The following is an 11567-nucleotide window of genomic DNA, read 5'->3' on the forward strand; positions in this document are numbered from 1 at the left end:
TTGCCTCCATGCGACTATGTCAATGAGCCTGTTGAATTTAACCAATGATTTTTAGAGATTAACCTTGATCTCCACCACCAACAGGGACGACTGTTCCTGTCATATAAGATGAATCATCGGATGCCAAAAATAGGATGGCATTGACTTGTTCCTGAATTGTGCCATAGCGCCCCAAGAATGTACGGTCAATGGTTTGATCGACTACATCTTGCATCCATTGTTTTTCATGATCTGACAATGGGTTGGCGTTTCTTGGTACTTTCCGTGGTGGTGCTTCTGTGCCACCTGTGGCTACGGCATTGACTCGAATACCTTCTTTTGCATGCTCAAAAGCGAGTGCAGCGGTTAAGCCATTGACCCCACCTTTTGACGCTGAATATGGCACACGGTTAATACCACGGGTTGCAATAGAAGATACATTCACAATCGTCCCTTGCTGATTTTTAATCATTTCAGGTAACACGGCTCGGCAGCACCACATAGTTGGAAATAATGAACGATTAACTTCCTTAATGATTTCTTCTTCTGAAAACTCTTGGAAGGGCTTCATCCAAATCGCACCTCCGACGTTATTGATCAAGATATCAATTCGGCCATATTTTTCAATGGCTTGGGTAGCAACTGATTGAGCGCCTGCATATGTTTCAAGATTGGCTTTAACAATAATGGCATCGCCATTATGGGCTTGAATATCGTTCAGTGTATCTTCAACAAAATCTGAGAGATCTGCCAATACCACTTGAGCGCCTTCTCGGGCCACTTGTAGTGCGACGCCACGACCGATACCTTGTGCGGCACCGGTTACAATCACAACTTTATTGCTAAATCTGGCTTGTTCTGACATTAAACTATTCTCCCTTAATTCGCTGAGAATTTTTCAAACAAGAAGTTTGCAGGTTTAACGCCTTCTGTATCTAACCAGCCACGTACAGCTTCAACCATCGGCACAGGACCACAGAGATAAATATCTACATCGCCGTTGTTTAACCAATCTTTTTCAACATGACTGGTCACATAGCCTTTACGTTCATGCTGTGACTCAGGGTGAGCGACCACAGTACGGTATTCGAACCAAGGGAGTTTGCTTTGTAATTCATCGAGCTTGTCTTTTGCCACGATGTCAAACTCATTGGTTACGCCAAATACAAGACGAACAGGTTGTTCAGAACCTTTTTCTTCAAGCACTTGTAACATGGACATAAACGGCGCAATACCTGTACCACCTGCAAGCATGACCACTGGGCGGACGACATTACGCAGATAAAAACTACCGAAAGGTCCTTTGAAGGTCATTTTGTCGCCGGCTTTCGCATCGGCACTTAGGAAAGTACTCATTTTTCCTTCAGGGACATTACGAACCACGAAGCCTGTTAAACGATTGCCCGGCTTTGAACTAAACGAATACGAACGAGTTTCTTCAGTCCCCGGAATGCCGACATTGACGTATTGACCTGCCAAGAAGTTAATGTCAGGTTGACCTTCATCCAGTTGAATATCAAAGGTAATCGTAGAATCCGACATATTTTCAACACGAGACAATGTGCCTTGAAACTCATGAATTTCAGTTTTACACACGTCAGATGATGCACTAATTTGGAAAACAGCATCTGAACTTGGACGACATTGGCAAGCTAAAATATAACCTTGCTCAGCTTCTTCGGGGGTTAAAGCATCTTCGATATAAGATTCTTCAGGCATGTCGTAAGTACCCGACTCACAAAATGCACGGCATGTCCCGCATGCGCCATCACGGCAATCTAGAGGGATATTGATTTTTTGACGATAGGCTGCGTCGGATAGGGTTTCACCTTGAGCAACACTAATAAAACGAGTAACGCCATCGTCAAATTGAAGTGCAACATTATGGTTTGACATGGCTGAATATCCTTTTGAAAATCTGGTATAACGTGTCCTTTCAGCCAAATATCCTTCTGGCTGAAAGTAAAACCTTGCTTAGTAAAATAAGCTTTTAGAGGTGATAAATATCAATAACTTGGTTGATATAATCGTTTTTCAGAACAACATATTTGCTAAGGATTTTTGGCTGCTCGCCTGAAAAATCAATTTCATAACGTGACATGCCAAAGTAGCTATAGTTGGTTTTATAGCGGAAACTTAAGGTGTTCCAGTTAAAACGCACCGTTACTTTGTCACCATCACGTTCAATAATCTCGACGTTATTAATGTTGTGGCTGGTTCGGGTATCTGGCATCGTGGCAGATGAACGCTCAGTTTTAATGCGGAAGACACGGTCTTCTAAACCTTGGCGGTCTGGATAATAAATCAAAGAAATCTCAGACTGCGCATCTTCCGTTAGGCGGTCATCGTCATCCCAAGCCGGCATCCAAAATGATGCAGATGGGGCATAGCACTCTAGCCACTCATCCCACTTTTCATCATCTAAAAAACGCGCTTCGCGGTAGAGGAACTGAGATACAGCTTCAATGCTTACGCTGTCTAAATGTGCAGTTGCATTCATGCGACATCTCCTTGTTCATTTGCGACTTGTTCTGCCAATTCTTTTTCTTCAGCGATGGCATGTTTCATGGTTTTTAACCAATATTGATGCTGAGCAAGGTAAAGACCTTCATCTTCGGTTTTGATGCCACTTAATAGTGGTTTTAATCCAATTTCATTGGCTGCATCATCCGGTCCATGAATCCAGTGTTTTGAACCACGGCACATGTCGTTCCATTCCAGTTCAATCCCTGCATAACCTGCTTGGCAGGCACGGAATTCTTCTAAATCATCGGGTGTTGCCATGCCTGAGGCATTAAAGAAGTCTTCATATTGACGAATACGACGTGTACGTGCTTCTGGCTCTTCACCAACAGGGGCTATACAATAAATCGTAACTTCAGTTTTATTGACAGAAATCGGGCGTAAAACACGAATTTGTGAACCGAATTGATCCATCAAATAAACGTTTGGATAAAGACATAGGTTACGTGAACGTTCAATCATCCATTTCGACATCGGCGCGCCAAATTTTTCGGTATATTCATCGGCTTTGCTAAAGTTTGGACGATCTTCTGGGTTAGCCCATTGGGTCCACAACAACATGTGACCACTGTCAAAACCATAAGAACCACCGCCTTGCTTACCCCAAGAACCCGCACTCATGGCACGAATATTATCTGCTGCTTGCGCTTCTTTACGGTGCTGAGTGGTCGCTGCATAGTTCCAATGCACGGCTGAAACGTGATAACCATCTGCGCCATTTTCAGCTGTCAGTTTCCAGTTACCTTCATAGGTATAGGTAGATGAACCACGTAAAACTTCCAAACCGTTTTCAGATTGACCTTCGATCATGTCGATAATTTTGGTGGTTTCACCTAAGAATTCTTCAAGGCTTGGCACATCAGGATTTAAGCTACCAAATAAAAAGCCTTTATAACTTTCAAAGCGCGCGACTTTTTTCAAGTCATGTGAACCATCTTGGTTAAAGCAATCTGAATAACCAGCTTCAGCAGGGTCTTTAACTTTGAGCAATTTACCTGAGTTATTAAAAGTCCAACCATGGAATGGACAGGTGTAGGTTGCTTTGTTGCCTTTTTTATAACGACATAACTGTGCGCCACGGTGTGAGCAGGCATTGATCATGGCATTCAGTTCACCATTACGGTTACGTGCAATGATGATCGGCTGGCGACCGATATGAGTCGTGTAATAATCATTGTTATTTGGAATTTGGCTTTCATGCGCCAAATACACCCAGTTACCTTCAAAAATGTATTTCATTTCAAGATCAAATAACGCTTGATCAGTAAATACTGAGCGGTGCAATTTAAATTCACCAGTGTCAAAATTATCGACAAGAAGTTCATCAATACGATCTAGATGGCTGGTGTTAATTACAGGAATACGTGGCATGTCCATTCTCCGACTGTCCAATGAGGGGATAGTCACCGAGTTGTCAAACTTGGATGAGACAGCTCGGCTTCCTTAGATTGAGTAATTAAGCGCTAGCGCGTCGACGATCTACTTCAGTATTTGGTGCAGCAGCTTGTTCTTCAACTAACTCAACATTAAAGCTAATGTGCTTAAACGGTTGGTTTAGACCACGACGTGCAATTTCAGCTTCGTCTGTGATATCAACAGCAGTTGCCACCAGACCATCACGAGTTGCAAAGGCAAAGTCGTCCCAAAGGTATTTATCACCTTCGATGTTGAATTGAGTAGTTAGCTTGCGGTAACCCGGTGCAGAGATAAAATAATGAACATGTGATGGACGGTTACCATGACGGCCTAATTTGTCTAAAACAAATTGAGTTGTACCTTCTGGAGGGCAGCCATAACCAACGGGCATCGTAGTTTGTGCAACATATTTACCGTCTTGGTCAGAAAGAATCGTACGGCGAAGGTTAAAGTCAGATTGAGACTTATCAAAGAAAGAATAGTTACCTAGGCTGTTGGCATGCCAAATTTCAACTTTAGCGCCTTCAATGATGTTGCCTTCGGTATCTGTTACTGTACCTTCAATAAACAGTGTTGGAATTTTATCGGTTTCCGTACCATCATCCATACGAGCAAAGCCCACTGATTCAGGTGCGCCAGCCACATATAAAGGGCCTTCAATGGTACGTGGTGTACCACCTGTAATACCTGCTTTCGCATCAGCTTCATCGGCACGTAAATCTAGATAGTGCTCTAAACCTAAACCAGCGGCTAAAAGACCCAATTCGTTCGCTTGACCCGCGTCTGTAAAATACTCTAGACCTTTCCATAGTTCAGTTTGAGTAATATCTAGATCTTCAATCGCTTGGAATAAATCACCCAATAAACGTACCACAACTTGCTGTACACGTTGGTCAACAGGCCCTGTCGCTGTATCTACGTTCATTTGTTTAACCAGAACATCAATCTCTTGACTGTTCATACTATATCTCCTTAAGTATGCATTTAAGTTTGGGTGGCTATCACTCGATAAAAGAGGTCTTTGGCTGCCACGTTCCTTGTTTGGTTGTCTAACAATACTTTTTAAGTTGTTTCGTGTAGCGGTTGAAGCCTCTTTCAGGTAATGCGCTGCACGATGTTTTTGATCTGTTGGATGGGATTAAATTTGCTTAATCCTGTCTATGTGATATACCTTAAAAGAATAAAATCTTCACGTCGAAGATCAAATTTGCATTTTATTATACTTAATAGGTATTGATGGCCATGGAACTAAGACACTTAAGATACTTTGTCGCAGTGGTTGAAGAGCAGAGTTTTACCAAAGCGGCAGAAAAACTATATATAGCTCAACCACCTTTGAGTCGGCAGATTCAAAATTTGGAACATGAGCTTGGAATTCAGTTATTTGAACGAGGTAGCCGTCCGCTTAAGACTACAGAAGCAGGTCAGTTTTTTTATCATCATGCTTTAAAACTTTTGTCTAATGCAGAAGAAATTAAATCAATGACGAAACGAATCGGTTTAACAGAACGGACCGTGACAATCGGTTTTGTGAGCTCTTTATTGTTTGGTTTACTTTCGAATATTTTGTATTTATTTAAACAACAACATCCACATTTAAAAATAGAAATGGAGGAAATGGCGACCACTGAACAAATTAAAGCATTAAAAGAAGGTCGTATAGATGTCGGCTTTGGGCGTTTGCGTATTTCAGACCCCGCGATCAAACGGGTTTTACTGCGTGAAGAACGCTTAGTGGTAGCCTTACATGCTAGTCATCCATTGGCACAAAAAAAGGAAGGGGTATATCTCGCAGATCTGATCGATCAACCATTGATTTTTTACCCAAATCACAACAAACCAAACTTTTCGACCCAGGTGCGTGGCATATTTTCAGAGTATGGTTTGGAACCTAAAAAAGTACGTGAAGTACGTGAATTACAACTGGCACTAGGCTTTGTTGCAGCTAATGAAGGGGTTTGTATCACTCCAATGAGTGCCCAAAGTGTGCAATTAACACATTTAACCTTTGTTCCTATCTTAGATGAAGCCGCGATTAGCCCTGTATTTATGGCTGTGCGTCATATGGATGAGAGCGAAGATATTCGTGGTTTATTTGATAGTGTTTATCAAGTATATGATTTGGAAGCGATTCCTTATGATCGTGCTGTGTTTTGAGTATGCTGTCGCTAGACGTTCAGATGAACTGCACATATGAAATGATCTATTTAAATAAAGCGGAATCAAGGGATTAATTTGTATTCAACTTTTTAGGTATACAAACATGCCTAATCGGTTTTGGACATTAAGCACCGACTTATTCATTGTGAAAAGCGAATTTTACAAGCTTCACAATTAGGAGGTGGGCTATGCAAAACCAGAAAATTAATATTAATACCTTGGTTGATGAAGCCAAATTTACGCCATTTCATTGGGGTGTTTTGATTTGGTGTCTTTTGATTATTATTTTTGACGGTTATGACTTGGTGATCTATGGCGTTGCCTTACCGTTGTTGATGCAAGAGTGGTCATTATCTGCGGTACAAGCCGGCTTACTGGCAAGTACGGCTTTATTTGGCATGATGTTTGGTGCCATGTGTTTTGGCACACTGTCCGATAAAATTGGTCGTAAAAAAACCATTATGATCTGTGTCGGTATTTTTAGTGGTTTTATCTTCTGCGGCGCTTTTGCAAGTACGCCAGTCGAGTTTGGTATTTTACGCTTTCTTGCCGGTCTAGGCATCGGTGGCGTTATGCCGAACGTTGTGGCATTAATGACAGAATACGCGCCAAAACGTATACGCAGTACCTTAGTTGCACTGATGTTTAGTGGTTATGCCATTGGTGGTATGGCTTCAGCGTTATTGGGAGCTTGGTTAGTGCCAGTATATGGCTGGAAAATCATGTTTTATATTGCGATTATTCCATGTCTTGCACTGCCTTTAATCTGGAAATTCCTCCCTGAATCATTGATGTATTTAACTTCAAAGCATCAAACAGATACGACTCGAACGATTGTCTCAAAAATTGCCCCTGAACAAGTCCTCACAACAGATACTCAATTTGTACTCAATGAGGTTTCTGAAGAAGACAAAGCACCATTAAAAGCATTATTTCAACAAGGTCGTAGTTTCAGTACGTTCATGTTCTGGATTGCATTTTTCATGTGCTTATTGATGGTTTATGCACTTGGAAGTTGGTTACCAAAATTGATGATTCAAGCCGGCTATTCGCTTGGTGCAAGTATGATTTTCCTCTTTGCACTGAATATTGGTGGAATGGTAGGGGCTATTGGTGGTGGTGCTTTGGCAGACCGATTCCATATCAAGAAAGTACTGAGCATCATGTTCATGTGTGGCGCATTGGCTTTAATCTTACTGGGCTTTAACAGTCCGCAAATGGTTCTGTATACCTTAATTGCTGTAGCAGGCGCAGCTACCATCGGTTCACAAATCTTACTTTATACCTTTGTCGCACAATACTACCCAACCACTGTACGTTCTACAGGTATGGGCTGGGCATCGGGCATTGGACGAATTGGTGCAATCGTTGGACCGGTACTTACTGGTGCGCTGTTAACCATGAATTTGCCGCATCAAATGAACTTCTTGGTGATTGCTATTCCCGGTGTCATTGCTTCTTTAGCAATATTTATGGTGAATTTACAAGCGTCAGTAGAGGCATCTACTCAAGGTCAATCACGAAAGATCAATACACAAGCCATTAAAAATCCAGCGAATTAAGCCGGTATTTAAAGATTTAACATTACCCCAAAATTTTAGTTTCCAGGCCCTGATGCACAGCATGAAGACTAGTGGGAAATTGTGACAAAAAATAAGGAAAGGGCATCGCCCAAATCGAGGTCAGGATGAAAACTCAAAAGCTAAATTTAGTCAAAAAAACCTTTAAAATGAAACCGATGATACTGGCTTGTGCAGCCGTGTTCCCCATGTGGACACACGCGGCTGTCAGCGAAGCTGAAGTTGAACAGTTGCGTGATGAAGTCAAAGCATTAAAAGCCATGATGCAGCAATATGTTCAACAGCAAAACACTTTGTCGAGTGAAATCAAAGACGTAAAACAACGACCTGTAGTTGCTGCACAGACTCAAACACCGAGCCTGAGTTTAAATACCAAATCGGGCGCTGAGTTTAGCTTGTATGGCAATGTGCGTGCAGATGCATCTTATCAGGCAGAAGGCGGCAGCTTATCTCGCCTGTATAACCAAATGAATAGTGTTCCGCTAGAAGGGAATGCTGAAAGTTCAGATCGTTTAAAAGCAACACTTGCTGCCACACGTTTAGGCCTAGACTTTAAAACGCCGACTCAAGTGGGCGATGTAGGCGGTAAAATTGAAGTCGACTTTTTGGGTGCAAATGATGGACTGAGGATTCGTCATGCCTATTTAACTTATGGTGATTGGTTGGTGGGGCAAACATGGTCTAACTTTGCTGTACCTGATTATATGCCTGAAACTATTGATGCATTGGGCTATGTTGGTGGTGCTGTTAAACGTACACCGCAAGTTCGCTATAGTCACAAATTTAGTCCTGAGACAAATCTTGTGCTTGCAGCAGAAGATTCTAAGGATGACAGTTCAAATATGCGTTTGCCTGCATTAACAGCGCGGTTAAACCATAAAATGACAGATACACTCATGTTGAGCGCACGTGCGATGGGTGCTGAAAAGAAAACGGATACGGATACAGAAACCGCATGGGGACTTGGTCTGGGCGCAAAGCTAGATTTGACGGATAAAACAGTGCTCAAAGCGGATTATTACCATGTCAAAGGCGACAGTAGTTTTGTGTCATGGACCAACCAAGGTTTTGTGACCAATGCGGATAAAGACATCATCGCCACCAATGAATTTGACTCGATTACAGTAGGTTTAACTCAACAAATTTCAGCACAATGGCGCGGAACATTGGGCTATGGTTATATGAAAGCAGATAACAATGCAGATTATGTCAACTCATTAGTCGATAAAACCAAGGCCAATAAAAACTTGTGGCAAGCATGGGCAAATGTATTTTACAGCCCTGTTAAGCCGATTAGTTTAGGTCTGGAGTATGTCTATGGTGAACGTGAAGCTTTTGGCGCCGCACCAAATGGCAGTACTAAGGGGGAAGATAACCGAATTAATGCGGTCGCGATGTACAACTTCTAATGCTATTACAGAGAATAGTTTAATTTAAATTGCCTTAGAAATTTCAATATCAATTTAACGAGAGCGTGATTGGAAGTATGTTCAGGTTTTGACATCTGACTTTCCGACAATCTTTCAATGCGTACTCTTAATCAATACACGCCCTTGATCTTCTCAGATTGAGGGCTTTTATCTTATTTAGAAACTTTTATTTTTTGACTAAAAAATATAATTATCTGTTTTATTTCATTTAACAAATCATTTGAATATAAAAATACGAAGAAGAATATTGATAAAAATCATGAATTTTGAAATATTTTGATACATACATGATGATAAAACACACTACAATCCTTGCCGTCAAATTCGTTTCACTTAGAAGACGCAATCATGGATGTCCCTCAATTTTCCAAATATAACAACACGTCACTTAAGCTTTTAAGCCTGATGATGCTTACTGCAATGGCACAATATAGTGTTGCAGATAGCAATGTATTACCTGAAATCACCATTAACGTTGAACAAAGTTCAATGGATGAAAAAATAAAAAAAGCACTGACCAAAGTAAATGGTGCAACCAATGCGATCGTTGCAGCAGACATTCAAGATGTACCCAAGCGAACAAATGCTGATTTATTTAAAAATCAACCGGGGATATACGCGGCATCTTCAGGAAATGAAGGGGTGAAACTGTCGATACGTGGCTCGGGGATCAATCGTGCACCGGGGGCGCATGCTTCAGGGTTGTATGTAACCTTAGATGATTTGCCATTTACAGGGCCAGGAGGAACACCTTATGAACTGCTTGAGCCGCTGTGGGTAGACCATATAGAGGTTTTACGGGGGGCTAATGGTTTAACACGTGGTGCATTAAGCTTGGGTGGTCTAATTAACTATGCTAGCCCAACTGGAAAAAATGCAGCTAAATTGTCAGTGCACCATGAAATGGGTAGCCATGGTTATCAAAAAAGTGAAATTAGCTCAGGACAACAAATTGGCGACTTAGACTATTATCTTTCCTTAACGCAAAGTGATGATGACGGTTTTCAAGATCATGCTTCAAGCCAGAGCAAAGGTTTATCGGCCAATGTGGGATATAAAATAAACCCTAACCTAGATACACGTTTTTATCTGCGTTACCGAGAAACTAAACACCAAACACCGGGACGTCTAACCCAACAACAGATTGAACAAGATCCAAAACAAGCAGTAGCCCAAAATATCTCGCTGAATAATAATCGTCCACAGTCAGGAAGTCTTTGGTTGGCGAATAAAACCAATATGACTTTGGACTCCGGTGATCGCTTACAGTTGGGTCTGGCCTATCATCATTATCCGATGGATTTGCAAGAAGGGTTATATAGTACTGATGTAAACTATGACGATATCAGTACCTTATTTAACTACCAATTTGACCGAACCTTGTGGGGGCATGAAAGTCAAAATACTTTAGGTTTCCGTAGTACCACGCATTTGCCAGATGGTCAGGTCGTTGAACGCTTGCGTGTAGCGCAAGGCGCCTATGCTGCGGGTACAGAAACGCGGCATTATACCTATCAAGGTGGTGACTATGTTTTATATTATGCCAATGCCTTGGCACTACACCCACAGTTTTGGCTCGATAGTCGAGTTGCATTGGCGTACACCCATCGTGAAAGTGAAGTGACATGGCCTGTGCAAAGTCATAAAGAAAATATTCGTGAATGGAATGTCCTGCCATCGCTAGGTTTTCGATATCAAATCCAACCTGAAACACAGCTCTTTGCCAATGTCAGTCGAAGCTTAGAAGCACCACATCCTTGGGCTTTAATTTGGGGTTCGGATCAAAAGTTCCCCGACGAAAGTGGCGCAGCGACGGGACGCCAAAATGCTCCGATTCATTTGAATAGTCAGACAGCGAATACTCTTGAACTAGGTGGGCGTGGTCAACATGCACTGGGTGAGTGGAATATTGCATATTACTATTCACAGGTTAAAAATGAACTGTTGGCTGTTGAAATCCAACCAGAGCCTAATCCGATAATTTACGAATCGAATGCTTCAGACACCGTTCATCAGGGGATTGAAGTCGGTTTAAACAGTTCACTTTGGCAAAATGATACATATGGACAGGTTCAACTAAAACAAGCCTATACCTTGAATGATTTTCACTATAAAAATGATGCGGTATTTGGAAAAAATGAGCTTGCAGGTATACCAAAACACATCTATCAGGCTGAACTGAAATACGAACATCCTTTAGGCTTTTATGCTGCGGTGAATACACTTTATGCCGCAAAGGTCGCAACCGACTATGCCAATAGTTTCTACGCAAAAGATTGGCAAATTTGGGGAGCATCGTTCGGCTATATTCAACCGCAAAAACAGTATATGGCTTGGTTGGATTTCAGAAATATGGCTAATAAAAAATATGCATCTACCGTGACACCGGGCTATAACGATGCCGGCAAAGATCCTGCGCGTTTAACACCGGGTGAAGGTCGGGCGGTATATGCAGGACTGACGTATCATTTTAATTAAG

The 11567-nt window shown here is 41.8% G+C and carries 9 protein-coding genes; 4 read left to right on the plus strand and 5 right to left on the minus strand.

Annotated elements, in window-relative coordinates; all coding sequences use genetic code 11:
- Positions 1-58 precede the first annotated feature (58 nt).
- The 5 genes from benD to catA form a co-directional block, all read right to left on the minus strand.
- Entirely contained in the window at positions 59-844 is a 786-nt protein-coding gene (gene benD, locus FTU80_RS10130; RefSeq protein WP_180084948.1) for a benzoate diol dehydrogenase BenD, read from the minus strand.
- Between the two features lie 14 nt (positions 845-858).
- On the minus strand, positions 859-1875 hold the full coding sequence (benC, locus tag FTU80_RS10135) for a benzoate 1,2-dioxygenase electron transfer component BenC (RefSeq protein WP_180084949.1): 1017 nt from the start codon (positions 1873-1875) through the stop codon (positions 859-861).
- A 94-nt stretch (positions 1876-1969) separates the two neighbouring features.
- The gene (gene benB / locus FTU80_RS10140) at positions 1970-2479 is read right to left on the minus strand and encodes a benzoate 1,2-dioxygenase small subunit (protein WP_180084950.1); all 510 of its coding nucleotides are present in this window, start codon (positions 2477-2479) and stop codon (positions 1970-1972) included.
- Positions 2476-3873 (minus strand): benzoate 1,2-dioxygenase large subunit, encoded by a 1398-nt coding sequence (gene benA / locus FTU80_RS10145; RefSeq protein ID WP_078190863.1) that lies wholly within the window; start codon positions 3871-3873, stop codon positions 2476-2478. The genes benB and benA overlap by 4 nt, the downstream gene beginning before the upstream one ends.
- A gap of 85 nt (positions 3874-3958) precedes the next feature.
- The gene (catA, locus tag FTU80_RS10150; RefSeq protein ID WP_180084951.1) at positions 3959-4879 is read right to left on the minus strand and encodes a catechol 1,2-dioxygenase; all 921 of its coding nucleotides are present in this window, start codon (positions 4877-4879) and stop codon (positions 3959-3961) included.
- Positions 4880-5160: 281 nt separating this feature from the next.
- Here catA and FTU80_RS10155 point away from each other — a divergent pair, with 281 nt between their 5' ends.
- The 4 genes from FTU80_RS10155 (at position 5161) to FTU80_RS10170 (ending at position 11566) form a co-directional block, all read left to right on the plus strand.
- Complete coding sequence (locus FTU80_RS10155; protein WP_180084952.1) at positions 5161-6075, plus strand: LysR family transcriptional regulator; 915 nt, start codon at positions 5161-5163, stop codon at positions 6073-6075.
- A gap of 191 nt (positions 6076-6266) precedes the next feature.
- On the plus strand, positions 6267-7640 hold the full coding sequence (locus FTU80_RS10160) for an MFS transporter (protein ID WP_180084953.1): 1374 nt from the start codon (positions 6267-6269) through the stop codon (positions 7638-7640).
- Between the two features lie 125 nt (positions 7641-7765).
- The gene (locus tag FTU80_RS10165) at positions 7766-9067 is read left to right on the plus strand and encodes a DcaP family trimeric outer membrane transporter (protein WP_180084954.1); all 1302 of its coding nucleotides are present in this window, start codon (positions 7766-7768) and stop codon (positions 9065-9067) included.
- Between the two features lie 369 nt (positions 9068-9436).
- On the plus strand, positions 9437-11566 hold the full coding sequence (locus FTU80_RS10170; RefSeq protein ID WP_180084955.1) for a TonB-dependent receptor domain-containing protein: 2130 nt from the start codon (positions 9437-9439) through the stop codon (positions 11564-11566).
- Position 11567 lies beyond the last annotated feature (1 nt).

It is taken from the genome of Acinetobacter sp. YH12145, from assembly GCF_013418335.1.
In the GTDB taxonomy this organism is placed as follows: Bacteria; Pseudomonadota; Gammaproteobacteria; order Pseudomonadales; family Moraxellaceae; genus Acinetobacter; species Acinetobacter amyesii.

Coding starts and splice junctions, on each gene's coding strand:
- benB (WP_180084950.1), bottom strand. CDS start 2,479: ATGAATGCAACTGCACATTTAGACAGCGTAAGCATTGAAGCTGTATCT.
- benC (WP_180084949.1), bottom strand. CDS start 1,875: ATGTCAAACCATAATGTTGCACTTCAATTTGACGATGGCGTTACTCGT.
- FTU80_RS10165 (WP_180084954.1), top strand. CDS start 7,766: ATGAAAACTCAAAAGCTAAATTTAGTCAAAAAAACCTTTAAAATGAAA.
- FTU80_RS10155 (WP_180084952.1), top strand. CDS start 5,161: ATGGAACTAAGACACTTAAGATACTTTGTCGCAGTGGTTGAAGAGCAG.
- benD (WP_180084948.1), bottom strand. CDS start 844: ATGTCAGAACAAGCCAGATTTAGCAATAAAGTTGTGATTGTAACCGGT.
- FTU80_RS10160 (WP_180084953.1), top strand. CDS start 6,267: ATGCAAAACCAGAAAATTAATATTAATACCTTGGTTGATGAAGCCAAA.
- benA (WP_078190863.1), bottom strand. CDS start 3,873: ATGCCACGTATTCCTGTAATTAACACCAGCCATCTAGATCGTATTGAT.
- catA (WP_180084951.1), bottom strand. CDS start 4,879: ATGAACAGTCAAGAGATTGATGTTCTGGTTAAACAAATGAACGTAGAT.
- FTU80_RS10170 (WP_180084955.1), top strand. CDS start 9,437: ATGGATGTCCCTCAATTTTCCAAATATAACAACACGTCACTTAAGCTT.